Origin of the sequence: Chlorogloeopsis fritschii PCC 6912, from assembly GCF_000317285.1 — a bacterium.
Lineage (GTDB): Bacteria > Cyanobacteriota > Cyanobacteriia > Cyanobacteriales > Nostocaceae > Chlorogloeopsis > Chlorogloeopsis fritschii.
Map to the genome: position 1 here is coordinate 33,417 of NZ_AJLN01000044.1, position 26,449 is coordinate 59,865.

Annotated in this window: 28 protein-coding genes and 1 pseudogene; 21 read left to right on the forward strand and 8 right to left on the reverse strand. The window is 42.5% G+C overall.

What is annotated here, in order from left to right; translation table 11 throughout:
• Nucleotides 1-8: 8 nt before the first annotated feature.
• The 13 genes from psbA (at nt 9) to UYC_RS0104385 (ending at nt 11,964) form a co-directional block, all read left to right on the forward strand.
• On the forward strand, nt 9-1,094 hold the full coding sequence (gene psbA / locus UYC_RS0104330; protein WP_016873419.1) for a photosystem II q(b) protein: 1,086 nt from the start codon (nt 9-11) through the stop codon (nt 1,092-1,094).
• A 221-nt stretch (nt 1,095-1,315) separates the two neighbouring features.
• On the forward strand, nt 1,316-1,792 hold the full coding sequence (gene apcD / locus UYC_RS0104335; protein ID WP_016873420.1) for an allophycocyanin subunit alpha-B: 477 nt from the start codon (nt 1,316-1,318) through the stop codon (nt 1,790-1,792).
• A 124-nt stretch (nt 1,793-1,916) separates the two neighbouring features.
• The gene (locus UYC_RS0104340) at nt 1,917-2,402 is read left to right on the forward strand and encodes a globin family protein (RefSeq protein ID WP_016873421.1); all 486 of its coding nucleotides are present in this window, start codon (nt 1,917-1,919) and stop codon (nt 2,400-2,402) included.
• Between the two features lie 122 nt (nt 2,403-2,524).
• Entirely contained in the window at nt 2,525-3,004 is a 480-nt protein-coding gene (gene apcD / locus UYC_RS0104345) for an allophycocyanin subunit alpha-B (RefSeq protein WP_016873422.1), read from the forward strand.
• Between the two features lie 121 nt (nt 3,005-3,125).
• Nucleotides 3,126-5,399 carry a phycobilisome rod-core linker polypeptide gene (locus UYC_RS0104350; RefSeq protein WP_016873423.1) on the forward strand — a complete coding sequence of 758 codons (2,274 nt, stop codon included), beginning with the start codon at nt 3,126-3,128 and terminating at the stop codon, nt 5,397-5,399.
• Nucleotides 5,383-5,520, forward strand: coding sequence for a hypothetical protein (locus UYC_RS37505; RefSeq protein ID WP_157171211.1), 138 nt, complete (start codon nt 5,383-5,385; stop codon nt 5,518-5,520). Before UYC_RS0104350 ends, UYC_RS37505 begins: the two co-directional genes overlap by 17 nt.
• A gap of 30 nt (nt 5,521-5,550) precedes the next feature.
• Nucleotides 5,551-6,072, forward strand: a complete 522-nt coding sequence (gene apcD / locus UYC_RS0104355; protein ID WP_016873424.1) for an allophycocyanin subunit alpha-B — start codon at nt 5,551-5,553, stop codon at nt 6,070-6,072.
• A 31-nt stretch (nt 6,073-6,103) separates the two neighbouring features.
• Nucleotides 6,104-7,165, forward strand: a complete 1,062-nt coding sequence (gene psbD, locus UYC_RS0104360; RefSeq protein WP_016873425.1) for a photosystem II D2 protein (photosystem q(a) protein) — start codon at nt 6,104-6,106, stop codon at nt 7,163-7,165.
• Entirely contained in the window at nt 7,149-8,573 is a 1,425-nt protein-coding gene (gene psbC / locus UYC_RS0104365; protein WP_016873426.1) for a photosystem II reaction center protein CP43, read from the forward strand. The genes psbD and psbC overlap by 17 nt, the downstream gene beginning before the upstream one ends.
• A gap of 340 nt (nt 8,574-8,913) precedes the next feature.
• Nucleotides 8,914-10,446 (forward strand): photosystem II chlorophyll-binding protein CP47, encoded by a 1,533-nt coding sequence (psbB, locus tag UYC_RS0104370; RefSeq protein WP_016873427.1) that lies wholly within the window; start codon nt 8,914-8,916, stop codon nt 10,444-10,446.
• Between the two features lie 92 nt (nt 10,447-10,538).
• On the forward strand, nt 10,539-10,745 hold the full coding sequence (psbH, locus tag UYC_RS0104375) for a photosystem II reaction center phosphoprotein PsbH (RefSeq protein WP_016873428.1): 207 nt from the start codon (nt 10,539-10,541) through the stop codon (nt 10,743-10,745).
• A 405-nt stretch (nt 10,746-11,150) separates the two neighbouring features.
• A complete protein-coding gene (locus tag UYC_RS0104380) occupies nt 11,151-11,630 on the forward strand; it encodes a hypothetical protein (protein ID WP_016879260.1) in 480 nt (159 codons plus the stop codon).
• 187 nt (nt 11,631-11,817) lie between these two features.
• Nucleotides 11,818-11,964 (forward strand): hypothetical protein, encoded by a 147-nt coding sequence (locus tag UYC_RS0104385; protein ID WP_016873431.1) that lies wholly within the window; start codon nt 11,818-11,820, stop codon nt 11,962-11,964.
• Between the two features lie 563 nt (nt 11,965-12,527).
• Here the strand turns inward: UYC_RS0104385 and UYC_RS0104390 are convergent.
• Nucleotides 12,528-13,202 (reverse strand): tetratricopeptide repeat protein, encoded by a 675-nt coding sequence (locus tag UYC_RS0104390; protein ID WP_016873432.1) that lies wholly within the window; start codon nt 13,200-13,202, stop codon nt 12,528-12,530.
• A 452-nt stretch (nt 13,203-13,654) separates the two neighbouring features.
• Here UYC_RS0104390 and UYC_RS36310 point away from each other — a divergent pair, with 452 nt between their 5' ends.
• Both UYC_RS36310 and UYC_RS0104395 read left to right on the forward strand, forming a co-directional pair.
• On the forward strand, nt 13,655-13,846 hold the full coding sequence (locus UYC_RS36310) for a CbtB-domain containing protein (RefSeq protein ID WP_071588922.1): 192 nt from the start codon (nt 13,655-13,657) through the stop codon (nt 13,844-13,846).
• A gap of 44 nt (nt 13,847-13,890) precedes the next feature.
• On the forward strand, nt 13,891-15,060 hold the full coding sequence (locus UYC_RS0104395; protein ID WP_016879261.1) for a hypothetical protein: 1,170 nt from the start codon (nt 13,891-13,893) through the stop codon (nt 15,058-15,060).
• 300 nt (nt 15,061-15,360) lie between these two features.
• Here the strand turns inward: UYC_RS0104395 and UYC_RS0104400 are convergent, their stop codons facing one another.
• The 3 genes from UYC_RS0104400 to UYC_RS0104410 form a co-directional block, all read right to left on the reverse strand.
• Complete coding sequence (locus tag UYC_RS0104400; RefSeq protein WP_016879262.1) at nt 15,361-16,950, reverse strand: GH3 family acyl-acid amido synthetase; 1,590 nt, start codon at nt 16,948-16,950, stop codon at nt 15,361-15,363.
• Nucleotides 16,951-17,081: 131 nt separating this feature from the next.
• Complete coding sequence (locus UYC_RS0104405; RefSeq protein WP_235082879.1) at nt 17,082-17,573, reverse strand: DUF4174 domain-containing protein; 492 nt, start codon at nt 17,571-17,573, stop codon at nt 17,082-17,084.
• Nucleotides 17,574-17,844: 271 nt separating this feature from the next.
• Nucleotides 17,845-18,261 (reverse strand): DsrE family protein, encoded by a 417-nt coding sequence (locus tag UYC_RS0104410; protein WP_016873436.1) that lies wholly within the window; start codon nt 18,259-18,261, stop codon nt 17,845-17,847.
• A 232-nt stretch (nt 18,262-18,493) separates the two neighbouring features.
• Here UYC_RS0104410 and UYC_RS0104415 point away from each other — a divergent pair, with 232 nt between their 5' ends.
• The 5 genes from UYC_RS0104415 (at nt 18,494) to UYC_RS0104435 (ending at nt 23,670) form a co-directional block, all read left to right on the forward strand.
• Nucleotides 18,494-19,450 carry an AraC family transcriptional regulator gene (locus UYC_RS0104415; protein WP_016873437.1) on the forward strand — a complete coding sequence of 319 codons (957 nt, stop codon included), beginning with the start codon at nt 18,494-18,496 and terminating at the stop codon, nt 19,448-19,450.
• 143 nt (nt 19,451-19,593) lie between these two features.
• Nucleotides 19,594-19,959, forward strand: a complete 366-nt coding sequence (locus UYC_RS0104420; protein ID WP_016873438.1) for an ArsR/SmtB family transcription factor — start codon at nt 19,594-19,596, stop codon at nt 19,957-19,959.
• Between the two features lie 99 nt (nt 19,960-20,058).
• Nucleotides 20,059-20,676, forward strand: a complete 618-nt coding sequence (locus tag UYC_RS0104425) for a cation efflux transmembrane domain-containing protein (protein ID WP_016873439.1) — start codon at nt 20,059-20,061, stop codon at nt 20,674-20,676.
• A gap of 135 nt (nt 20,677-20,811) precedes the next feature.
• Entirely contained in the window at nt 20,812-21,858 is a 1,047-nt protein-coding gene (gene hemB, locus UYC_RS0104430) for a porphobilinogen synthase (protein WP_016873440.1), read from the forward strand.
• Nucleotides 21,859-22,353: 495 nt separating this feature from the next.
• Nucleotides 22,354-23,670 carry an RNA-guided endonuclease InsQ/TnpB family protein gene (locus UYC_RS0104435; RefSeq protein WP_016873441.1) on the forward strand — a complete coding sequence of 439 codons (1,317 nt, stop codon included), beginning with the start codon at nt 22,354-22,356 and terminating at the stop codon, nt 23,668-23,670.
• Here UYC_RS0104435 and UYC_RS36315 read toward each other — a convergent pair.
• Genes UYC_RS36315 through UYC_RS0104445 form a run of 3 tightly spaced genes read right to left on the reverse strand, consistent with a single transcriptional unit; the run spans nt 23,574 to nt 25,510 of the window.
• Nucleotides 23,574-24,197 (reverse strand): Type 1 glutamine amidotransferase-like domain-containing protein, encoded by a 624-nt coding sequence (locus UYC_RS36315; RefSeq protein ID WP_081588135.1) that lies wholly within the window; start codon nt 24,195-24,197, stop codon nt 23,574-23,576. The two genes, UYC_RS0104435 and UYC_RS36315, sit on opposite strands and share 97 nt — an antisense overlap.
• Nucleotides 24,198-24,233: 36 nt before the next feature.
• Complete coding sequence (locus UYC_RS0104440) at nt 24,234-24,977, reverse strand: lipoate--protein ligase family protein (RefSeq protein WP_016873442.1); 744 nt, start codon at nt 24,975-24,977, stop codon at nt 24,234-24,236.
• 29 nt (nt 24,978-25,006) lie between these two features.
• Nucleotides 25,007-25,510 carry a YbjN domain-containing protein gene (locus tag UYC_RS0104445; RefSeq protein ID WP_016873443.1) on the reverse strand — a complete coding sequence of 168 codons (504 nt, stop codon included), beginning with the start codon at nt 25,508-25,510 and terminating at the stop codon, nt 25,007-25,009.
• A 326-nt stretch (nt 25,511-25,836) separates the two neighbouring features.
• Here UYC_RS0104445 and UYC_RS0104450 point away from each other — a divergent pair, with 326 nt between their 5' ends.
• Nucleotides 25,837-26,088 (forward strand): nucleotidyltransferase domain-containing protein, encoded by a 252-nt coding sequence (locus UYC_RS0104450; protein WP_016873444.1) that lies wholly within the window; start codon nt 25,837-25,839, stop codon nt 26,086-26,088.
• A 127-nt stretch (nt 26,089-26,215) separates the two neighbouring features.
• Here the strand turns inward: UYC_RS0104450 and UYC_RS0104455 are convergent.
• A pseudogene (locus UYC_RS0104455) lies at nt 26,216-26,449 on the reverse strand (photosystem II q(b) protein); the annotation flags it as partial.

The window sequence follows — 26,449 nt, forward strand, 5'->3', positions numbered from 1 at the left end:
AATTTTTTATGACTACTATTTCCACACGACCAACAAGCCGTTTCCCAACTTGGGACAGGTTTTGCAACTGGGTCACTAGTACCGAAAATCGCCTGTATATTGGCTGGTTCGGTGTCTTGATGATTCCTCTGTTAGGTGTTTCGATCTGCGTCTTTACGATCGCCTTTATTGCCGCTCCCCCAGTGGATATTGACGGCATTCGCGAACCAGTATCCGGTTCACTACTCTACGGCAACAATATCATTACCGCCGCCGTAGTTCCCATGTCCAACGCGATTGGATTGCACTTTTACCCAATTTGGGAAGCAGCTTCTATGGACGAATGGCTCTACAATGGCGGGCCATATCAGATGATAGGTTTCCATTACATTCCTGCCCTTGCTTGCTACATGGGGCGTGAATGGGAATTATCATACCGTCTAGGTATGCGTCCTTGGATTGCAGTTGCCTACAGCGCTCCTCTTGCTGCGACAACTTCAGTATTCTTGATTTACCCAATTGGACAAGGTAGCTTTTCTGATGGGCTGCCTATGGGTATTAGCGGCACTTTCAATTTTATGTTTGTGTTCCAAGCCGAACATAACATTCTCATGCATCCCTTACACATGATTGGAGTCGCTGGAGTCTTGGGAGGTTCGTTGTTCTGTGCAATGCACGGTTCGCTAGTGACATCTAGTCTCATCCGTGAAACGACAGAATTAGAATCGCAGAACTACGGTTACAAATTTGGTCAAGAACAAGAGACCTATAACATTGTTGCAGCCCATGGTTACTTTGGTCGCCTAATTTTCCAGTACGCCAGCTTTAACAATAGCCGTTCCTTGCACTTTTTCCTTGCAGCTTGGCCGGTGATTTGTATTTGGGGTACTGCTATAGGCATCAGTACAATGGCGTTTAACCTGAATGGCTTCAACTTTAATAATTCCATTCTTGATTCCCAGGGACGTGTACTCCCCAGTTGGGCTGATGTTTTGAACCGGGCAAACTTAGGTTTTGAAGTGATGCACGAACGGAATGCTCATAATTTCCCACTGGATCTTGCCTGTGGTGAAGCTGTTCCCGTCGCAATCACAGCACCTTCCATCACTGCCTAGTTGGTTTTCAGTTGTCAGTTTGATTCCTCCCTGACAACTGAACCATTTCCTAATCAATTTGTTTTGGCTGTTAGTTAGTTGTTATTGGTTGTTATTTATAACCTACTAACCACTAACTACTAACCACTGTACGGGCGGGTTTAAAAGATAAATTGTCGGTTTTAACCCAAATATCATCAACAAAACCCGCCCCTACTAACTAAAAAATTCAGGAGTAATTTATGAGCGTCGTTACCGAATTAATTCTCAATGCTGATAGTGAATCTCGTTATCCTGCTCCTAAAGAGCTAAGAATTTTTCAAGACTTTGTCAAAACAGGAGACCAACGCATTCGGATTGCAAAAATCTTGTCAGACAATGAACAACTCATTGTGCAACGTGGCAGCCAAAGATTCTGGGAACGCTGTCCTAATACTCCCAGTAATAGTGGTAACGAGCGGAAAACCGCTTCCTGCCAGCGCGATCAAGGTTGGTATGTTCGCTTAGTTGCTTACTCAGTCTTGGCGGGTAGTGAGAAACCCTTGGAAGAAATAGGCACTGTTGGCATTAAAGAAATGTATAACAATTTAGAGATTCCACTCAGAAATATAGTCGAAGCAATGCGCTGTATTAAAGAAGAAGCTGTATCCATGATGAGTGAGGAAGATGCTGTTGAAGTAGGGCCATATTTCGATTACATAATTAGAGCTTTGTCATAGAAATGATAAGCCAATGAAGAATGAAGTATGAAAAATAAAAGATAAATTTATACTTCATTTTTCGTCTTTTCTTAAAAATTTATTACTCCGATTACTTGAAAACTCAAATTAAGGACACAAGGTTATGCAAGACGCCATTACTTCTTTGATTAATTCTTCTGATGTTCAAGGCAAATACCTGGATAACAATTCTTTAGACAAGCTACAACATTACTATCACACTGGTGATATGCGAGCGCGTGCTGCTACTGCGATTAGTGCAAATGCCAAAACTATCGTTACTCAGACAGTAGCTAAATCTCTGCTTTATACAGATATCACCGCTCCTGGTGGCAATATGTATACCTGTCGTCGTTATGCTGCTTGTGTTCGAGATTTAGATTACTTTTTACGCTATGCTACCTACGCCATGTTGGCTGGTGACCCCTCAATTCTAGACGAGCGCATTCTGAATGGTTTGAGGGAGACTTATAACTCTTTGGGCGTTCCCATTGGTGCAACTATACGAGCAGTGCAAGCAATGAAGGAAGTAACTAATAGTATAGTAGGCGCTGAGGCAGGTAAAGAAATGGGTGTCTATTTCGACTACATCGCCTCTGGCTTGAGTTAAAAACCAAAAACGAGGGGACAGTGAACAGTAAACAGTGAAAAAATTGATAACTGGTAACTGATAACTGAATAACTGTTCCCAATTCATACTTTTTACTACCAATTAACAATTCTCTATTACCAATGAGCATTATTATAAAATCAATTGTTAATGCCGATCGCGAAGCTCGATATCTCAACGCTGGTGAGTTACGCGCAATCCAAGAATTTTATGAAAATGGAGTTTCTCGGCTGAATTTTGCCGTGACTCTGACGGAAAATGAAAAAACAATTGTAGAAAAGGCAAGTCTAAAATTTTGGGAACGCTGTCCAAATACGCCTAGTAATAGCGGCAATAGAATGTATCGGAATTCGTGCTTGCGCGACCAAAGTTGGTACATTCGTTTGATTACTTATGCTTTGGTAGTGGGAGATGTAGAGCCTCTAGCAGAAATTGGCACTATTGGAGTTAAAGAAATGTACGACTCTCTAGAAATTCCCCTACCCAATCTAGTGGAAGCAATTCGTTGCCTCAAAGAAGTATCTTTAGACTTATTTACCTTAGAAGACGCTGCCGAAGTAGCACCTTATTTTGACTATTTGATTCAGAGTTTGATGCCTTGATTGGTCATTAGTCATTAGTCATTGGTCATTGACTTAGTTAGTAAAACTGACGGCAAAACATAAAAAATAACAAATGACAAATGACAAATAACAAATAACAAATAACAAAGGACAAAGTTAAATGAGTGCTAAAGCAAGTAGTAATAGTTCAGTTGCTCATCCACAACAATATCAAACTGTACCTATTGCAGTTATTTCACAAGCAGAACAACAAGACCGCTGTTTAAAGCGTACTGAACTTCAAGTACTCAATTCATTTTTTAGTTCTGGTAATAAGCGTTTAGAAATTGTAGAAACGCTAACTAAAAATGCAGACGAAATTGTATCTGTGGGGGCAAATCGGATTTTTGTTGGCGGTTTTCCAATGGATTACTTGGAAAAACCCCAAGATCCTTTAGGATTGCCTGGTTCTGGTTATTATGTGGGTGAGGATTTCCTGAGTGCAGCCCGCAGAAATGGTTATGTTCCGGATCAGGAACGGGTAAATTTATTACCAACGCCAAGGTTTTTCAATCCTTTAAGCGCTTGGTGGGAACAAGCGCGTACCCTCTTCACTGATAGAGAGCCACTACCGGAGGGTTTCCGTTTTATCAATATTTCTCGCTACGGGCCGACGAGAATGAAACGGTCTATGCGAGACTTAGCATGGTTTTTACGGTATATAACTTTTGCAATTGTTGCTGGTGATACTAGTATTTTGTCAGCTAATGCTAGAGGATTGCGCGGAGTCATCCCAGAAGATGTAACAGATGCTACTGTAGTTGCTCTGAAGGAAATGCAACGTCAATCTCTCAGCTACTTTGCAAATGATGCTGAGGCGCAGGAAATTATTAAGCACAATTTTGAAGTATTGATATCGGAATATCTTGTTGAAAAACCTCCAGCCCAACTTAGAATTGGCGTTTCCAACGAGCAGCAGGGTTTGGTATTGCCTCAAAGTTATGCGATCGCCTCACTCGTGCGACTCAAATATGTAATGAAGTCAGTTTTACCAGAGACAGAAAAGCAAGCCGTAATTAAAGCTGCCTATCGCCAAGTTTTTGAGCGTGATGTTACTGCTAGTTATGGTTTCGCTGTAGATGAATTGGAATCCCAAGTTAAGGGTGGACAAATTTCCATGAAGGAGTTTGTTCGTCGTTTGGGTAAATCTCGCCTCTACCGCAGACTTTTCTGGGAACCGTATACTATCAGCCGCGTGATTGAACTGGCAATGCGTCACTTTTTGGGGCGGGGATTAAGTTCTCTCGAAGAGTTCCAAGCATACTTTGCTGTAGTTACCAAAGGTGGTTTACCTAAACTAATTGATACTTTGGTAGATTCCCAAGAATACGCTGACTACTTTGGCGAGGAAACAGTACCATATCTGCGTGGTTTGGGACAAGAAGCTCAAGAGTGCCGTAATTGGGGGCCGCAGATAGATTTGTTTAAGTACAGTGCTGCTGTGCACAAAGTACCCCAATTTGTGACACTGTTTGGCAAATATACCAAACCTTTACCCAATCAGCATCCTTACGGTTCTGGTAACGACCCCCTAGAAATTCAATTTGGTGCAATTTTTCCTGTAGATACTTTACCCGCAACGACTCTCCACAGTCCTGCACCCTTTGGTAGAGATAACCGCCGCATTCTGATTAGCTCGAATGGTTTGGGACAAGTCCCAGGCACTTTGGGAAGGGTAATTAAGTTAGATCATCCAGAGAAATTACACACAACATCTCTGGTGAATGGCAAACAAACACCACCCAATGTCAGCCTCACGAAAAATTCCTTGCCCGCAGTGATTCAGGGAGCTTATCGGCAGGTATTTGGGCGCGATGTCTTTGAAGGTCAGCGTATAACAGTCGCAGAATCAGCGTTACTAAGTGGTGCAATTACGATGCGGGAGTTTATCCGCCAGCTAGCCAAATCTAAATTATTCCGCAGTATGTTTTGGGAACCACTGTACGTAACCAAGGCGATTGAATACATCCATCGGCGCTTGTTAGGCCGTCCTACCTACGGGCGACAAGAAATGAATCATTACTACGACATCTCTGCAAATCAAGGCTTTTACGCATTGATTGATGAAATAATCAATAGCCCAGAATATATGCAAACTTTTGGGGAAGATACGGTTCCTTATGAACGTTATGTTACACCCAGAGGTTTTGCAATGCGATCGCCTAAATCATCTTACGCTGTAAATCTGTCGGCAAAATCTTTGCTGTCGTCAACATCAGAATTAGACAGGTTTGTTCCCAACCACCGCAACGGACAAACACAAACGTTATCAGAGTTGGTAAATGGGTGTGAGGCTGACGTCCAAGAACAAAAGCTGGAACCAGAATTAACATACGTGCAAGCGGCTCCAGTGATTGAGTCTGAAAGTGAAGACAGCTATGCCAATCCTGCCTGATAGGGAAAAATTTGGTTTTGGTGATAGCCCGGAGGCAGCAGCCCACCATCTCGTTACCATGTTCAACCTGGTAACGAAAACTAGAGCCTCTGGCTCTTATAGAGAAAGGAGACGAGATTAATAACCATTAAATCCAAAATCCAAAATTGATATGAGTCTCGTAAAACAAGTAATTGAAAACGCTGACGAACAAATGCGCTATCCTACTCCCGGAGAAATCCGCATGATTCAAAAATTTTGCCATTCGGGAGATAAACGGATTCGCATTGCTACAGTTTTGGCTAGTAACCAAAATAGGCTTGTAGAAAAAGCTAGTCAAAAATTCTGGAAGCGGTGTCCGATCACGCCCAGTAATAGCGGCAATATGAGGAAAACAGCTTCCTGTCAACGCGATCAAGGTTGGTATATCCGTTTAGTTGCCTATTGTGTTTTAGCAGGGAGTGAGCAGCCATTAACAGAAATTGGCACAGTAGGAATGCAACAAATGTATGAATCTTTAGGAATTCCACTCTCTAATTGGGTTGAGGCAGTGCGCTGTATTAAAGAAGAAGCTCAAGCACTGCTTGGTGATGAAGATGCTGCAGAAGTCACCCCTTATTTCGACCATATTATCCAAACCCTCTCCTTTCCAGGCGCTCCTTATTTTATGAATGATGGTCGGTTGGATTGGTGAACAAAGTTTTTTAGCAAAAGGATAATTGATTATGACCATTGCAATTAGACCCTCGCGGACAAGGGGGTTTGAATGGTTTTATGCCCTCGATGACTGGCTGAAACGCGATCGCTTTGTTTTTATCGGTTGGTCGGGTTTGTTGCTCTTCCCCTGTGCTTATATGGCGATTGGGGGTTGGTTTACTGGTACGACTTTCGTTACTTCTTGGTACACTCACGGTGTGGTGAGTTCTTACTTGGAAGGCTGTAATTTCCTGACTGCGGCTGTTTCCACTCCTGCTGATAGCATGGGACATTCCCTATTATTCCTGTGGGGGCCTGAGGCGCAGTGGGACTTTGTCCGTTGGTGTCAAATTGGTGGTTTGTGGACTTTTGTCGCTTTGCATGGTGCTTTTGGTTTAATCGGCTTCATGCTGCGCCAATTTGAGATTGCTCGGAGTGTTAGGATTCGACCCTATAATGCGATCGCTTTTTCTGCTCCCATTTCTGTATTTGTTTCTGTCTTCCTCATTTATCCATTAGGACAATCTTCCTGGTTTTTTGCACCCTCATTTGGGGTTGCTGCAATTTTCCGTTTCTTACTATTCTTCCAAGCTTTCCACAACTATACGCTGAACCCATTTCACATGATGGGAGTCGCCGGTGTATTGGGAGGTGCGCTGTTGTGTGCTATTCACGGTGCAACAGTGGAAAACACTTTGTTTAGAGATACCAGAGGCTTTAACACTTTCAGGGGATTTTCTCCTACCCAAGCAGAAGAAACCTATTCGTTTGTAACTGCAAACCGCTACTGGTCACAGATTTTCGGGATTGCCTTTTCTAACAAACGATGGTTGCATTTCTTTATGTTGTTTGTGCCAGTGACAGGCTTGTGGATGAGTTCTATTGGCATGGTGGGTTTAGCTTTTAACCTGCGGGCTTATGACTTTGTGTCTCAGGAAATACGCGCAGCAGAAGACCCAGAATTTGAAACATTCTATACCAAGAACATCCTACTCAATGAAGGTGCCAGAGCGTGGATGGCGGCTCAAGATCAACCCCATGAAAAGTTTGAATTCCCCGAAGAGGTAATGCCCCGTGGAAACGCCCTTTGATTCTAAAGTTGCAAAACCAAAAGACGAGGTTCAAACACCTGCTTATGTCGTTAATTCACCAAGCGAAGGTCGTGATGAAGCTTCGACTGGATATGCTTGGTGGGCTGGTAACGCTCGTTTTATTAACCAATCTGGTCGGTTTTTGGGTGCTCATGTTGCCCACGCAGGGCTGATTGCCTTCTGGGCAGGAGCGATGCTGTTGTTTGAAGTCGCTCACTATGTCCCGGAAAAACCGATGTATGACCAGGGTCTGATCTTAATGCCTCACATTGCCGCCCTTGGTTTTGGTGTGGGGCCAGGAGGTCAGATAGTAGATATTTTTCCATTTTTTGCGATCGCTGTATTTCACCTGATCGGCTCTGCTGTTTTGGGTTTTGGTGGCATTTATCACTCCCTCAAAGGGCCGCAAAAACTTCCTGGTTTCTTCAATTTTGATTGGAGCGATAAAGATAAAGTCACCAGCATTTTGGGATATCACCTCATTGCTTTGGGTGTTGCCGCCTTCTTACTTGTTGGTAAGGCAATGTTGTGGGGCGGGTTGTATGACACCTGGGCACCCGGTGGTGGTGGTGTACGCCTTGTTACTAATCCTACTCTTGACCCCAGAATCATCTTTGGTTATCTGTTCAAAGGTTTTACAGGTGGAGCAGGTAATATTGTTAGTGTTGACAACTTAGAAGATTTAGTCGGCGGTCATATTTGGATCGGTTCGCTGCTAATACTAGGTGGTATTTGGCACATTGTGACTAAGCCTTTTAAGTGGACTCACAAAGCCTTTATTTGGTCAGGAGAGGCTTATCTTTCGCAAAGTTTGGGCAATGTAGCCGGACAAGCATTTATTGCTACGATGTTCATCTGGTTTAATAACACTGCCTATCCCAGCGAATTTTACGGGCCGACAGTTGCTGAATCTTCCAATGCTCAGGCGCTAGTATTTCTCGTGCGCGACCAAAACTTAGGAGCGAATGTCGCTTCCGCACAAGGGCCAACAGGTCTGGGGAAATATTTGATGCGATCGCCAACCGGAGAAATTATCTTTGGTGGGGAAACCATGCGCTTTTGGGATGTCAAAGCTCCCTGGCTAGAACCTCTGCGCGGCCCAAACGGTCTAGATATTGACAAACTTCAGCATGATGTCCAGCCTTGGCAAATTCGCCGTGCTGCTGAGTACATGACCCATGCGCCCATTGGTTCCCTGAATTCTGTCGGTGGCTTGGCAACCGAACTCAACTCCTTTAACTTTGTCGGCCCCCGTGCCTGGCTAGCTTCTGCGCATTTTGTCTTTGCTCTGCTTTTCTTAGTTGGTCATCTCTGGCACGCTGGTCGCGCCAGAGCAGCCGCAGCAGGATTTGAAAGAGGTATAGACCGAGAAGATGAGCCAGTTCTGTCCATGCCTCCATTAGATTAGTAGGCGATCGGAAGGGGACTAGGGACTCGGTACTAGGGATTAGGAATAAAGAAATCCCAGTACCCGATACCCAATCCCCAATCACCAATCCCCATTCTGACTATGCAGTACTTGCTCAAAAATCAAATCATTGACTCTGTAGTTCACATAACTTTGTTGATGTTTTTTTGTGTGATTTTGTTTGTTTTGAAAAATTTTTTTCCTGATTCAGCATCGGGTACATACTTACGACTTTTGTTCTAAACAGATGAGTGTTTATTGCATTCATCACTCTTGTACAGACGCGAGGAACCGAAGCGTCTCTATCGACTCTTGACTTTTGACTAAGGAAGAACAATCAATGGGATTACCTTGGTATAGAGTTCATACAGTGGTTTTAAATGACCCAGGACGACTGATTGCTGTACACCTAATGCACAATGCTCTTTGTGCAGGCTTTGCTGGTTCGATGCTTTTGTTTGAACTAGCTTTGTACGATCCTAGCGACCCAGTACTCAATCCCATGTGGCGGCAGGGATGTTTTTTAATGCCGTTCGTAGCACGCTTGGGAGTGACGAATTCCTGGCAAGGCTGGAGCGTCACAGGTGAAAACTTCGCAGATCCTGGTTTTTGGACATTTGAAACTGTCGCCATAGCTCACATAATCTTTTCAGGTCTTCAATTCTTGGCTGCTTGCTGGCACTGGTTTTACTGGGATCTCGCCACATTCTTCGACTCCAAAACTGGCGAACCAACTTTAGATTTGCCCAAAATTTTTGGCATTCACCTATTCTTAGCTGGTTTACTCTGCTTTGGATTTGGTGCTTTTCATCTCACCGGTATTTTTGGCCCTGGTATGTGGGTTTCTGACCCATACGGGCTAACTGGTCACGTTCAAGGAGTTGCACCAGTCTGGGGACCAGAGGGTTTTAATCCTCAAAATCCTGGTGGAGTTGTTGCCCATCACATTGCAGCGGGGATTGTGGGGATTATTGGCGGACTTTTCCATATAGTTGTTCGACCCCCTGAAGTGTTGTACAGGGGATTAAGGATGGGAAATATTGAAACCGTCCTTGCCAGTGCGCTGGCTACTTTCTTTTTTGCAGGTTTTGTGGCTGCTGGCAGTATGTGGTATGGAACTGCCACCACACCAATTGAACTGTGGGGGCCAACTCGTTATCAGTGGGATCAAAACTACTTCAAACAAGAGATTGATAGGCGGGTGCAAGCTGGTTTAGACCAGGGTAAAACTCTCTCACAAGCTTGGTCAGCTATCCCAGAAAAATTAGCTTTCTATGACTATATTGGCAATAATCCTGCCAAGGGTGGTTTATTCCGAGTTGGTCGAATGGTCGATGGAGATGGAGTGGCTCGAAGTTGGCTTGGTCATCCAGTATTCCAAGACCGTGAAGGGCGGGAATTGACAGTTCGTCGAATGCCCACTTTCTTTGAAACCTTCCCAGTCGTTCTGACTGACAAAGATGGTGTAGTGCGTGCAGATATTCCCTTCCAGCGAGCAGAGGCAAAATATGGCTTTGAGCAAACAGGCGTGAATGTCAGCTTCTTTGGCGGGGCACTCGATGGTCAAACGTTTACAGATCCGATGACGGTGAAGAAGTATGCACGTCAAGCCCAATTGGGTGAACCTTTTGAATTTGACCGCACAATCCACAATTCCGATGGAGTTTTCCGAACTAGTAACCGGGGCTTCTTTGCCTTTTTCCACACTTGCTTTGCTTTAGTGTGGTTTTTCGGACACATCTGGCATGGTTCTCGTACCATCTACCGTGATGTATTTGCTGGCATCGATCCAGAGCTTGATGAACAAGTAGAGTTTGGTGTTTTCCAGAAAGTGGGAGATACAACCACACGCAAGAAGCAAGCAGTTTTCTAAATATTTAAGTTTGTAGTGAGCGCTTCAGCGCTTACTACAAACAACACTGAATGTTTACGAAAAATATCATCAAAATATAGTCGGAGGAATCCATGCAAGCACAAAAGTTTCAACCTAAAAAAGTCGCACCTGTACAATATCTACTCAAACAATTAAATACTGAGGCAGGGAAGGTTACCCCTGGTTGGGGTACTACACCACTCATGGCTAGCTTGATGCTGTTGTTGTTTGTTTTTTTATTAATGATTTTAGAGATTGTCAATTCCTCAATTTTGCTTGAAGGAATCAATATGAATTGAACAAGTTTGGGCAACTAATCACAGGTGGAAAGCATGGGGAGCTTGAGACGTGGGGAGACGCGGGGAAAAGGGGACACGGAGACAAGGGGAAAAGGAGAGTAATAAACCAACTAATAACTATTAGCCATTAGCCATTAACCACTAACCATTAGCTATTAGCTACTAACAAATGACCAATGACTAATGACTAACCAATAAACGGAGGTATTTAAATGCAATCCATGTTTTTAGCGTATGGTGAGGGACAATTTGCCTCAACAGCAACCGGAGTTCTTTTTGGTTTGATAACAGCTGTGTCATTTTGCGCTCTCGTAATAATTTATGCAGCAAACACTTATCCAGCAAATCGAAGGTAATTGTTTAAAAAATAACCACTAATAACTAAAATTCAACAATCAACAAGATATGAAAAGAATATTTGCTTTGATTCTCACCATTTTTATTTGGTTTAGTGCTGTTTCTACTGCATTGGCAGAAAATACTACATTGGTGCCTTGTTACAAATCAGCTGCATTTGTAGAAAGGATGAAAAATGCTCCTGACAGTTATTACACTACAAAGCCATTAAAAGCTTATTCGCAGTTGCTTTGTGGTGATGATGGTTTACCTCGAATCGCTCTTGATCGCCTTAGCTTTGCTGTTGATGCAGCAATTCCAATCGCCATATTTCTGTACACTGCTGGTTTTATTGGCTGGAGCGGTCGGTCTTATCTGCAAGCAATTAAAAAACAAGAGAAAGCAGAAGAAAAAGAAGTGTTTATTGATGTACCATTGTTCATCGGTTGTATGGTGATGGCCTTATTTTGGCCCGCGGCAGCAATCAAAGAATTATTAGCCGGTGAATTAGTTGCAAAAGATGAAGAAATTCCTATTTCAGTTCGCTGAAATAGTCATAAGAGGATATCTGAAAATTTTCTATAGTTCAAAAATATCCTCTCAAAAACCCGAACAAAAATTTGAATAATAATCCAGAATACAGAATGTAGAATTCAGAATGAAGAATTTATTCTGGCTCCTGACTCCTAAATTCTGTTTGATAAATTTCACTTGAATTGATTTTGGAGAAACTGCCATGGAAGCACGTTATTTATTCAGATATCTTTCCACTGTTCCTGTAATAGCTACATTAGCATTGGTGATTGTTTCTGTGATTTTGATTGTGTTGAATTATCTATTTCCTGGTTTGCAATATGGTACTTTTTTCCATTCTTTGCCGTAGCGCTAATACTATTTCACACAAAATCTGATACCAATACAGACTGTGTAGAGCCGCGATATATCGCGGCTGGACAAAATTCATATGTATCGTAATTAATGTGAAATGGTATAACTTCTGAGCTTTTTTAGCAATTTTTGTAGGATGGGCACTATCCATAACGTCAAAATAAGGGTTTGAGGAAAGTTAGACAGTACCCACCTTACTGTTTGGACTTTATAAACAAATATAGATATTTGCTAAGATTATCTTAATTAAAAGTTACATAATCGGAGATGTTTTTCACATAAATATAAACAAGCATAAGCATTTTTTAATGACTTTTACCTGTGTTATTTTTGAATAACAGAAGTAGAATTGATTCATGCACTGATGTCGAATTGAAAATGTGTCAAGCTAGCTCTTGATGAGGGGAAGTCTCTGTTTTTTGTTGTATGTTCAGTGCCGAAAAAAGGTGGACATTGCTGCCCACCGATACAATCAAAAATTAAAAGGGTTGAATGCCTAATGCCCTTTTTCATGCTTAGGAATGTGGAAAGTCTATAGGAACTGTCTTTTTGTAGTAGCTACTCCTGAACCTTCTGGATCAGAAATTGTGTTTGTTGATAACCTTCGCTGTTTCCTTGTTCGCGAAATAGTGTTGCTGCTTTTTGTAGATCTGTAACAGCACCGCGCTTATTTCCCAGAGTATATTGAACAATTCCCCGGTTGCCGTAAGCATCGGCTAGCTTGGGGTTGATTTTAAGCGCTTGATTAAAGTCTGCTATGGCTAGTTTGTGATTGCCTTGTTTGTGATTTAAAAGCCCGCGATTGTAGTAGGCATCGACAAACTGCGGATTGATTTCCAGTGTTTTGTTAAAATCAGCGATCGCACCTTGAGTATCTCCCATTTCTGCCGATACAATTCCCCTACTATTGTAAGCATCTGCATAGTTGGGATTAATTTTGAGCGCTTGTTCAAAATCTACTTTCGCTGCTTGCAAGTCTCCTAGTTGATATTTAGCCATACCTCGCAGACACAAACCTTGATATAGTTGAGGGTTAAGTTGCACTGCTTGGTTAAAATCTTCAATCGCACCACTAAAGTTTCCTTGCTCAAGCTTTTGCACTCCCTGATTGTAGTATTGTTGATAGCTAATTCGGGTGCCGCGCGTTTGTGGTGCCTGTGCATACACAATAGCAGGTATTCCAGCTATCATGCTTGTTATTCCCAGGATGGCAATTGCTTGCTTGATATGCATCATTCTTTCCCCTTCACACGTCAGTGTGTGACTCTTCAAGCTCAAACTAATCGTTGCCCTTACAAATATTTTAGTGAGCTACACTCAGTAGTGCTGAATGAGAGGACTGAGAAAAATAATTCTAACTCACCACTGTTTCGGTGGTATTCAGCACGTATAATTAAGGTCACTAAAATCAAATTGAACCTACTTGTCAAAACACAAAAGCTGTATTAAATTCAACTCTTAAATTCTCTTTTGCAATTCAGCAGCCACCAGAAGGAATAAGGAAAGTTTGCTCTCAGTCCAACTTTCACAACTGTGACAAATCACAGAGCCAGAGACTCTAGTTCTCGTTCAGCCTGCTAACCAGGGTTTCGGCGCTACCGCTTTCAGGTTGTTGGTGGAAGTCCAAAATGTGAATTAGTCAGAGTATCTGCCGATTTGATTTGCCTAAGCGCGAGGTATTTAAAATGACTGCTCATTCTCAGGTATCTAGTAGAAAACGGGCGATTGGGATTGCACTGTCGTTGCCCGTACAGACAACACTTTATTTGTTCCTCAGTTCTTTGATTATCTGGACAGTATTTTTCTCTACCTATCCAGCTGCTCATAGCCGCACTCACTCATTACGTCATCACACCCTCTCTGTTGCCTGTCACTAAATCCTCATAATCTCAAATTAGTAACAATTCATAACACAAATTTGATGGCAAGGTTTAGGCTGTTTGGGATCGTTGGTGTTCTTTGCTTGACGATCTTGATCTCTATTTCTGGTGAAGGTTATTCTCAGACTCCTACACGCAGCGTGCAACTAAACACCGATCCACCTCTGCAAAGTCTGATTCCCTTTGAGGCGGCAACTGAAAAACCCCAATCTCCTGTTAGTTTGACGTTCCAAGCTTTAGATGCACAACGCCAACCTTTCAAGAATGCCAAAATTGGCTTAGAAATTCTGACGCCACCATCTACTCCTTGGTGGACAACAGATTTCCCGATTGTGGAAGGAACAAAATTGTTGGCAATGGAAGCAACTGCACCCCAAGGCAGGCTAGAAATCCAGCAAATGTTACCGATTCGTGGAAATTATCAACTACGGGTAAATGTCTCACCTTTGTTGGCTGGTGCTTTTACCCCTTACGAACAAACTCTTACTCTCCCTGTGCGAGAAAATCCAGTTAAATATCATTATTTGGGTGGACTTGTCATCGTGTTGCTAGGAGTAGGATTGCTGGGTGGTGTGGTAATTGGCGGGCAGCAGATAGTTCAGGAGGGAGAAATCGCCCCGCAACGAGTACGCCTATTGTTGAGCGGATTAATTGTAGTAGCGATCGCTGCCTTGTTAGCTATCAATATTAGTGCAGAACTGTTGGATGCTCACGGGCACAGCCACGAACACGAGCATACTCATGCAACTCAATCCCCTGTTCAGCAATCCCAGGGATTAGAACTTCACCTTGTTGGAGATGATTTAGCAACTGTCGGACAACCTGCGAATTTTGCTGTCTCGCTAAAAGATACAACCACAGGGCAACCAGTAAAAGACATACTTTTTCAAGTCAAAGCGATCGCCCTCGAAGATAATCTAACTGTCTTTGCCTATCAAGGTATACCCGATTCTAGTGGCAAGTTAGCTTGGCAGGAACAATTCTTTGATGGCGCACCCCATAAGGTGGAAGTGACAGCAACTCCCCAACCCGGTTCAAATCGGCAATTCTCACCTTTGCAAGTTGCACGGGAAATAGAAGTAGAAGGTATTGCACCACCATTATTTGTGCGGTTAATTAGCTTGGCTTATTTTACTGCGATTGTCGGTATTGGTTTGGCGATCGGATTGGGATTGAAGAATCGTTGGTTTCAACGCTTAGTTCGCGGTTAAAAATTAGCTAGGTGCGTGATGCTGTACTTTCATATCTATAAAAGTGCCAGCGCTACGCACTATTAAATTTTCATGCATCATCTTGAACTTGAGTAGAAACGCGCTGTTTGGAGCGTCTCTAAACTTACATTAGTGGACAGGCAGAGTATCAATTAGACAAATAAAGTTTAAAAATAATTCAAAATTGTAAACACCGATCGCTGTTGCAATTACAGATATTACTATTACTAGGATAGTAACCCAAGGATCTATCTCCCGCATAGATTTTTCCACATTAATTCTGTAAAAAAAATACAAATTTTAAATTAATTTCTCTAACTCGACAAGCAATTCTTGATCAATAGGTGTGGTAGAAAGAATTTCGTGTTTCAAATCTCCCCACTTTTTACCAGAACGGGTTTTATGTAAAGTCATAATTTCATGGATGTGTGAATGCACCAGTACACGCACGCTCGTAAGTTGCCCCAAAAGTCTTGCATGGCGATACTGAGGAGATTGTTGCAGCGCTGCGTCTAATTGAGTAGCAATTTCTTGAGGATGTAATGTAGTTCGATCCAGTAATAAAATATAGTGTTCTTTTCGTTGTTTGGCGGGTACAAGACTTTTAAAAAATGTTTCCTTTAATGGCAAACGATTAAGAACATCGCGGACAAAATCAGAATGTAGCTTTTCACCCACTAAATCGCTAATTTCCTGATTACGTCCAAGAAATTCTAAGCAAGGTGTGTGCATATAGAAATGAGTTACGCAGATGCGATCGCGGATACGGTAGCGATACAATCCTCCTTTCTGGGAAATAATCATCTCGTAAACTTTTCCCTTTTCTAGTTCGTGGAGATGGTAAATTTTCCCTTCTTCGTCTTCAAACTCGAAAAAAACTTGATCTAAAATAGGCACACATCCTTGTGCAGCGATCAGAGGAATAGTCATTGGTGCTTCCGTTGCTAACAGTCCTTTTCCCTGTACCAGCACGGTGGGGAATAGGGAACGCAAAAAACCCGCACCATCGGCAGCATTGGCACTATCCCAACAAGAGATAAGTTTAAGCTCCGGCCAAATTTGCATCCAGGGAAGTTCGGTATTTAACAAAGAAGGAGATTCTAGCAATATTTGACGGCGTTTTGGTGAGATGCGATCGCCTAATTCTAAAGCTAGCTGCCTGCAATTAGTTTGAATATAGTCAAGGATTACCCGGAGAAAAGTAGGACTCCAAATAGAAATAATTTCCAAGTTTTCTGCCACCAAAAGCGCTTTGGAAAGCTCATGTTTAAACTCTTTAGGATTGCGCAGACGGTTTAGTTGTGGAAAAGAAACCAGAAATGGACTCAGAAACCACCTTAACCAACTATCTAAATATTGAGAATCATCTTCTAACCCAGAACAAGAGGATCGGGGGATCTCCCCCACTCCCCCACTTCCCCCCTCCTGTTTCTTTGCGTCTGTTTTATCTCCCAACTGTGGCGAGATACAGAAATATATCTTTCCAATAGAAAACTTAGGGCCGTGTACAATCAAATCATATGCCCAAACACAAAACATCTGATTAAAAGAACGACGCAGAGATTTTGTATAAGGAATCAATTTGGCAGCACCACGGCTTCCAGAAGTCTTTTCATAGAAAAGAATTGGTTCGTTGGTGAGAAGAGGCTTTTTTGTTGCTTGCTGTTTTAAAATCCAAGTTTCAATATCGCGGTATTCTACTATTGGGATTTGCTGCCAATCAGCAATAGTATTAATGCCTAATGATTTACCATATTCACTGTGATTAAGATGTTGGAAAATTTCTTCCTGTAACTTTCGCTGTGTTGCTTGGGGATGTTTCAAAGCATAATCAAATCGCTTGGCAACAGGAGAAATAACTTTACCGAAAACCTGGATAATTTGGCGCATACATAATCATTTTTGAGAAAGACTTGGTGTCGTGGTAGTCTGAGATAATTTTGGCAAATCTCTCATAACTTTTGCGAAAAGTACGATATTTTTTATGAATGCGCAATCAACTAAATTGAGTAGAGTTCTAGCTAATTTCTATCTCGCTGTTGCATTTCGTGCTGACGCATGGGCATAGCATCTATTTCATCAAAAATTGCTTTTGCTTCAACTGGCGCATTATCACGGCGCTTAACACCACCATCTTTACCTACTAAAATAACGCGAAAATCTTCTTTGCCAATTCCAAAGCGATCGCGCAACTTGGCAGTAGAAGATTCATCTATTTGTCGTTCGTTGACATAGTTATTACCTACTGCTAAAACTTTTACTAGTACTAAGTCTCTGTCTGCAAAACCAGCTTTGTGCTCCAAGAAAAGTTGCATCTGTTGCTGATAAGCTTTGTGATTTTCGGAAGGAGCGAAAACCAGCAGCACGCGATTTTTCCATTGTTGCTCACTTAGATTAAATAAAGACATTTTTTTAGCATGATTAGGTAAAATTTCGGTTGCTCCTATTTGAGTGACTGGCGATAGGAGCAAAGACGTTAGTAGGGAAAGAAAAATTAAGACTGACTTATTCAAAATAGAACCAATCCTCCTAGCGCTACTCAAAATTTGGTGGTTATTTATAAGCATCTTTTCACAGTGCCATTCGCTTTTTCCAATTTTCCTCTGTCTTTAGTGATGTTTGACTAATGTTTGTCAACAGCCAATCATAGCTTTGGCATCTGGGATATAACGTTTCAGTTATGATGAGGCTGAGATGCGATCGCGCTCCTCTCAAAATACTCTTGATACTTTAGCTAATACAGCTTGCGCACGACTGGGAAATTAGGAGGAGCAATCACCCACATCAGAAATACTGGCAGTGATCTGCCTTGATCGCCTTCTCTTCCAAGAACCAAAGCGAATCTACGATGCCCTCTGCCTCTGGAATCAGCTGTGATTCAGTTACGTCAAACGTGGCTGCTGCGAGTTGACATCCGTAGAACCGCACGTTACCCATCCGTTTCACCAATTTGATGAAATCATGAATTGCAAGCGGATCGCCGTCACGCCGCACTCTGTCTTTGAACCACTCTTCTTCTGTAGCGTGCTGGCAATCCATTTTGACTGCCTTAGCACCCTGCTCTGTCAGAACCCGTACTGCCCACAGCACAAACAAAATATCGACTTCAACGCCTTGTTTCGCTGCAACATAAGCAAATGTCAATGGCGTGTAGAGTCGATCGTATCCGTCATCTCGAATCACAATAGCCAACTTTTTCATAGTGATTTTCCTTCGATTGGTCAATAGATATTGCAGAAAACTGGCAAACAGTAGGTTGTAACCCGCAATTGCTCAGGCTTATAGAACTTCCGTCCACGTCGCCAATCTCTGTAACTTTATACTTGACTATTTACATTAAATATGCAATGACTAAAACACTAGGATTTTTGACTAAAGCTCCAGGCGATACCTGCTGCACAGCCAAGTTACTTCTACTAGCCCCCATCACCCTATGGATGTGCTTTCAGATCTACTGCGGGTCATTCGATTTTCTGGGGTCATTGACCTGCGTCCAGAGTTTTCTGCCCCCTGGCTCGTTGAAACCCCCTCCTGCTTAAACTTTGCGCACACGATCCAGTCTGATACAACTCATATTATTCCTTTTCACATTGTTGCGGAGGGGAACTGCTGGGTAAAAGCTAAAACCGATATCTGTCAGGCACTTTCCCCTGGTGATATCATTATTTTTCCGCACGGAGATGCTCACATTTTGGGCGATCGCCTTGAGGGAGCACCGATGCCGATTGCCGAATTGTTGCCTGCCCCACCCTGGCAAGAACCCCCAATCCTAAGCTATGGCGGTGGTGGGAAAATCACTCGCTTAGTATGCGGATTTTTGCAATGCGAGCAACTGCTACTGCATCCTTTCCTCAAAAGTCTGCCAGGGTTCATGCACATTCAGGTGTTTGCAGATATGACTGCACCGCTCTTGAAAACTGGTGTCCAGTACATTATTCAAGAAGCTGACTGCGTTCAACCAGGAAGTGTCTGTTTATTAACCCGACTAGTGGAACTCATGTTTATTGAAATTCTGCGAAACTATATGCAGAATTCTCCGAAAGAACAAATGGTAGGGGTACTTGCGCTGAACGATCCAATTGTCGGTCAAGCGCTGAACTGGATACATAGAGATCCTGCTCATCCCTGGACAGTTTCTGAACTAGCTAGACAGGTTGGTGTTTCCCGCTCTACCTTGGCGAGCCGCTTTACTGAACTTTTGGGGCAACCGCCGATGCAATACCTCACTCAATGGCGACTCCAGTTAGCAGCTCACCACCTGCAAAATACAGACCAGAGTATTGCCAAAATTGCTTATCAAGTCGGTTATGAGTCAGAAGCCGCTTTTAATCGTGCCTTTAAGCGCTATGCAGGAAAACCTCCTGGGACATGGCGGCATCATTGGGGGTAGTGTAGGCAATTTCATTCTACTAGAGGTAAAACCGACGAGTTTGTCATCAGCCGCTACCTAACGACTTTTAATCTTATTGTGTATAGGCTTTAAAAACCGCTAGACTGGAACTGTTTCCACGAGTTCTAATACTGAGAAGTTCTGTGACTAAGCCAAAACCGGATGACATCTGTCAAGTACGATGTTTCAACACAGACTTGGTAGCTCAAGTCTGTGAAGAATTACCAAAGGATGAGATTCTGGAAGATGCTCATATACTCTTCAGCGCTCTAGCAGATAAATCTCGGCTAAAAATTCTTTATGCTCTTAGCACTGCTCAAGAACTTTGTGTCTGTGATGTAGCATCAATGCTGGGGGTTAAGGTGGCAGCAGCCTCCCATCATTTGCGAAAGCTACGTGACCTCAAGATACTCAAGTACAGAAATGATGGTAAGCTTGCGTATTACTCCCTAAAAGACGAGCGCATTGGTGATATTCTTAACTGTGTTCTCAGGCAAATAGCAATTTAATCTTTGCTTTTTATTACGCGAGCATTCTAATTTTTTGCCCTATCATTCTAATATTTGTTTGAATGTTTGAATAAATAGAGTAATCATTGGAGCGCTGTTATGGGTGATAACTGTTGCCAAAAGAAAGCCTGTGAACTAGAAAAGCTAAGAAAACAGCAGAGTAAAGTTCTCTGGACTGTTTTGCTGATCAACTCTGTGATGTTCGTGGTAGAACTGTTAGCTGGTATTAAATCTGCTTCCCTTTCATTAACAGGAGATTCCCTAGATATGTTAGGGGATGCACTAGTTTATGGCAGTAGTTTGTACGTCATTCATAAGGGGAGAAAGGCTCAGGCAAAGTCTGCACTGCTCAAGGGGGCGATTATGTTCCTATCTGCCGTGGCTGTGTTTGCTAGAGCTAGCTACCAGCTATTTGCAGGTTCAACACCAGAAGCCAGAGTTATGAGCGCAGTGGGATTTATTGCCTTGCTTGCTAATCTACTGTGTCTTTTCCTGTTAACTAAACACAGAAACGACAACATTAATTTGTCTTCTGTATGGCTTTGTTCTCGCAATGACATCATTGCTAACACTTCTGTTCTTGGGGCTGCTGGATTGGTATTTCTAACAAACTCCTTGCTGCCCGATCTAATTGTGGGATTTATGCTGACTATAGTGTTTGCTAAATCATCAGGAAAGGTAGTTTCTCAGTCTTGGAGAGAGCTACAACAAGCGTGAAAGCAAGCAACTTGTTTTCCATATTCCTCAGCTTTTAGCTTTAATTACATTCTCTTCCAGATTTTACTGAAAATAAAAATGTTACATGAAAACGATTATCATTATGTTTAAGTGAACAACCAATAATTAAATCCCATGTCGTCAGAAAATCTTGCCATTGATAAGACTACATCTACTCCTAATAACCTGATTCATCGTCCCCGTCGCCTGCGTCGCACTGCTACCTTGCGTCGTATGGTACGAGAAACAATCCTGACTGTAGATGATCTGATCTACCCCATGTTTGTGATGGAAGGGGAGGGGCAGAAAGTTGAAATTACTTCTATGCCTGGATGTTATCGATATACTTTGGATTTATTACTCAAAGAAATAGCAGAAGTATATCAACTGGGGATTGGTGCCATTGCCTTGTTCCCAGTTATTCCAGAAGCAAAGAAAGACGATACTGGCAGCGAAAGTTACAATCCAGACGGATTGGTACAGCAAACTGTAAAGGCAATCAAACAAGCTGTGCCAGAAATCCTAGTAATTACCGATGTTGCCCTTGACCCTTTTACTACTCACGGTCACGATGGGATAGTAGACGAAAATGGCACGATCCTCAACGATCCAACAGTAGAAGTTTTGGTGAAAATGGCAGTAGCGCAAGCCGCAGCAGGATCGGATATGGTTGCACCCTCTGACATGATGGATGGCAGAGTCGGAGCAATTCGTAAAGCACTGGATGCAGAAGGATATGTGGATGTAAGGATTTTGGCATACTCAGCAAAATATGCTTCTGCATATTATGGCCCATTTCGAGATGCACTAGATTCTGCTCCCAGATTTGGTGACAAGAAGACTTACCAAATGGATTCAGCTAATGCCAGAGAAGCTATTAAGGAAGTTGCTTTAGACATTGAAGAAGGTGCAGATATAGTTATGGTTAAACCTGCATTGGCATATTTAGATATCATTCGCCAAGTAAAAGACTATACGCATCTACCTGTAGCTGCATACAATGTCAGTGGAGAGTACGCCATGATTAAAGCTGCTGCTCAAAATGGCTGGATAGATGAGAAGCGAGTCATTTTAGAAACATTAACCAGTATGAAGCGGGCAGGTGCTGATTTGATTTTGACTTACTTTGCTAAGGAAGTAGCACTAATGTTGCAGCCGAAAAACCTGTTCTCCAATATTTGATGTAGGTATTTGCTGATGAGTGCGGTACAAAATTTTGTCTCAAAACTAGATAATTAAAGCCCTAGCTCATAACTATTTCACGTTAATCACAATACGCATAAATTATTTAGAGATGTGCCATGGCACATCTCTATTAGCTTTTTCCCAAGTATATTGGTTCCAAAGTTGTTTCTTTAACTGTTGCATCTATTCTTTCCAGCCGATATGCTTTTGCTTAAAGACGAGAACTGACGATTTTCTCTAATGTATTTCCGATAAAATGCAAACCCACCCCATCGTCAGCAGCATATCCTTCGTTAACTAATTCGCCGTAATTCCCGCGCTGTAATCATTGATTCAGCGTCGGGATATAAGGCGGGCAGCGACGAAAGCATCTTCGACCAATGTCCCAAGGCGAGGAAGAAGATGTTTGAGAAGTTGCCAAATATTTCAGGATTAGTTTTATCGCTAAGTGTATTTTGTGATAAAATAAACAAACCAAGGAGGTGATGTTGAGTGTTGCACAAAGTCGTACAAGTTCGTTTATACCCAACCAAAGAACAACAAGCACAGCTAGCTCAGGCATTTGGATGCTCACGTTGGTGGTGGAATTATGCTTTGAATAAGTCAATTGAAGCTTATAAAGAAACGGGTAAGGGACTCGGACGATCAGCACTCAACGCGCTTCTACTAGCACTTAAAAAAGCAGAAGATACTTGTTGGTTAGCTGATTGTTATAGCCAAGTTTTACAAGCTACAACACTTAATCTAACCACAGCGTATAAGAACTTTTTTGAGGGTAGGGTTGGATTTCCTAAATTCAAATCTAAGCACGGTAAACAATCTATTCAATATCCTCAAAACGTAAAAATTGTTGATGGTGAGTCCAGTCCTGAAGGAGGGTTTCCCTCCGTAGGGAACTGGCGAACCCGTAAGGGTAATGTAAAACTACCTGGCAATATTGGTATAGTCAAAGCCAAGATACATAGACCAATTGAGGGGAAGATAAAGACTGTTACTGTTAGCAAAACCCCATCAGGGAAATATCTTGCATCCATCTTGACTGAAGTAGAAGGCGAAAAACCAACTACAACAGAAGGCAAGATTTATGGAGTTGATTTGGGACTAAAGCACTTTGCTGTTGTTACAGATGGTAAAAAGGTTTCTAAATACGACAATCCTAAACATATTGCCAAGCATGAGAAGAACCTGAAACGGAAGCAAAAAAAGCTAGCACGTAAACAAAAGGGGAGTAATTCAAGAAATAGGTATAGAAAAGTAGTTGCCAAAGTGTACGAACGGGTTAGTAACTCAAGGCAAGATTTCCTACATAAACTTAGTTACAAGTTAGTCAGCGATAGCCAAGCTGTCATAGTAGAGAATCTTCATCTTCTAGGCATGGTTCGTAATCACAAGTTGGCTGCATCTATATCTGATTGTGGGTGGGGAATGTTCACTAACTTCTTAGCCTACAAGCTAGAACGTAAAGGTGCAAAGTTAGTAGAGATTGATAGATGGTTCCCCAGTTCCAAACTCTGCTCTCATTGTTTCTATCAGATCGGGGAAATGCCGCTAGACGTGAGGGAATGGACTTGTCCCCATTGCGGCACTGATCACGACAGAGATGGGAACGCGTCCATCAATATTAGAGCAGAAGGAATCAGAATGCTAAAGGCGGATGGTTCAGCCGTCTCTGCTGTAGGAGGGGAGGTAAGACCAAAGATGGGGCGAAAGTCTCATCTAAGGCACTCGCCTATGAGTACAGAAGCCCACGCTGTACCTACAGGGTCAGCGTTGGGTAGTTCACTAAGTCCTTCTGATAACAGTCGATGATAGGAAGGCTTTCTTTCTGGTTCTCCATCGTAATGGGGACAGTTACTACCTTTAAGAAAGCCAAGGCACTTTAATTTGGTTAATTGTCCAGGAATAGAGTCTGTTACCCCCTCTTCAAACCAACAAATAGAGCCTGCACTCAAACCAGAGAGAATAACGCCACTTTCCCGAGCTTCCCTAAGAATGTTGTCAAGTCCCCACTCCTTCCACAGAGTAATTAGATTTTTAGTATTTCCACCTCCCACATAAATAATGTCCTGCTCAAGAACGAACGATCTCAAATCAGCAGTAGGTGGTTGGAAGAGTGACAAATGAGAAGGTGCGCAGGAGAGTTTTACAAATGCCGAATAGAACCGAACAATATATCTATCAGAATCACCACTAGCTGTAGGGATAAAGCAAACCTTTGGTCTTTCTTTCTGGGATTGTCTAAGAATATACATATCCAGCAGAGGGTTTTCAGGTTCCATCGAAAATCCTCCACCGCCCATGGCAATGATTTGTTGAGAAACTCGATTTGTGGTCATTTTCCAATCTATTCTGTGATATTTCTATCCGATCTACTATGAACCAACGTCCCATCTTGGTTGCACCAAAATTGCCTCCCACTCGCGCTGAGAGAGTGGTTGCACAGCCAAATCAATACCAAAACAATTACTAACAGCAGCAATCAAAGCTGCAATTATCTTTTCAACACTCAAGTTTTGGGAAATTTGCACACAGGTAAAAGTCTCTGTACCAAATACCTCAGCAAACAAGCTTGCATCCGGTTGCAATCGTATGGAACCATGTTGCAAAATTGCTCCACCGCGTCGCAACTGGGCACTACCAATCAGCTTACCACCATCTGCTGTCACTAAATCTGCACTAGTAGCAGTGCCAAAACAATTAGGATTGTGGATGTAACCTCGCCCAGCACTACCATAATGCAAATCTACGCCAAGCTGACGCCATCCTTGAATTAAAAACTCACAAATCTTTTGGTAAGCTTGAGTGCGATTACCACTTAATCCAGATATCACTACAGCATACGTTAAATCACCTTGGTGCAAAACTGCTCTACCACCAGTCGGACGCCTAACTAAATCTAGTTTTTGCCCCTGCCAAACCAGATCCTGCCAATATTCAGGATATTTATATTGGTGATAGCCCAGGGAAATAGCAGGTGGCGACCAAGTATAAAACCGCACACTGGGAGGATGTTGTCCCGAAAGGTGCTGTTCTAACAACCAGCGATCAATAGCCATCTGTACATTGCCAGGGGCTTCTAAAAACGGAATTAGTCGCCAAATCTGCTTGCCGTGCATTCTATGAAGCAGAACCCTTTGATAATTGCTTAAGCCATACCAAACTCTGATTGTAAAGCATCATCGTTGTTATCGGCGATCGTTGCCACAACGGTAATTAAACGAGAAACTTCAGCAGCAGACAACTCTGCTAAAGTGCGTGTTGCGATTACAACCACCTGATCTTCAATAATACCGAAACGGGATTCAAAGGTGCTAGAGCAATTCATCTCTAATAGTTGCCGCATTAACTTAGGTTCATCTTTAGCAGGTAATTTTAGCACCGAAGACCAAACTGTAATAGTATCTTCATCTGTAGTTCCTGTTAGTTGCACAAATACTTCTACGCTGCCATAGGTAAATTTCCACAAATAACCACCTTCTGACGGATGGCTAACCATGGCGCTGTCATTTTGCTCTAAAGTATCAATGACGTTTTCAATCACTTCCACATGGTTAATACTTGTGGTTCCTGCTAGCATTTCATTGACGAGTTCGCCAGTTGAGATAGATTCAGTTGCGACTGTCTCTGGATCGGGTTGGTAAGTTGTCATACAGATTTTGCCTCCAAATTGTGATTTATCCACACCTACTTTATACTGTGGGAGCAAATAAGGTGAGAAACGTAAGGCAGATTGTTACATCACTAATGGTTATTAATCCCTAATAATTGCCGAATTCCAGATTTATGTTCATCAGCCACTCGCCAGATATCATTGACTCTTCCTTGTAGATGATTGGCGCTACGTTTCTACATCCTTTGTCGAGTAAGCTTTAACCGCAGAGGCTCAGAGAGCACAGAGAATTTATCACGGCTATTACTGGGACACTGAATATTTCGCATTACAATTTCTTTAACCTGTCCCCATCAAAAGCAGTAATGGAATTTAGTCCAGACGAGTTAAATACAGCACGTCAAAGTTTACTTGATAAAAGCGTTGATTACTTTCTAGCAAAGAAGGGCGTTGAGGCTTTATTTGTTCAAGGATCTGTAGCGTCAGGTAATACAGATGAGTTTTCAGATATTGATTTTCGGGTTGTGATTCAATTACTACTAAACCGGGATGTAAAAACAGATTTGCATTGGATTAATATCTTGTTTGACTTGTGTAGAAGCAAGGTTAAGGGTTAAAAGAGCCAAAAAGTTACGTAGCTAATCTTGGCGGACAAAGTACACACAATAGAGAAATCTCTTCACTAAAAAGCGCCCCCTCTTTCGAGAGGACGCTTGATTATCTATCTAGACAGGGTTAGGGTGATTAACCGTTGATAGCAGGAGCGCTGATTGCAACAGGAGCACTTTCAGCAGATGCTAAGTCGAGAGGGAAGTTGTGAGCATTACGCTCGTGCATAACTTCCATACCCAAGTTAGCGCGGTTGATGATGTCAGCCCAGGTATTGATGACATGACCTTGGGAATCAATTACTGACTGGTTGAAGTTGAAACCATTCAGGTTGAACGCCATGGTGCTGATACCCAGAGCGGTGAACCA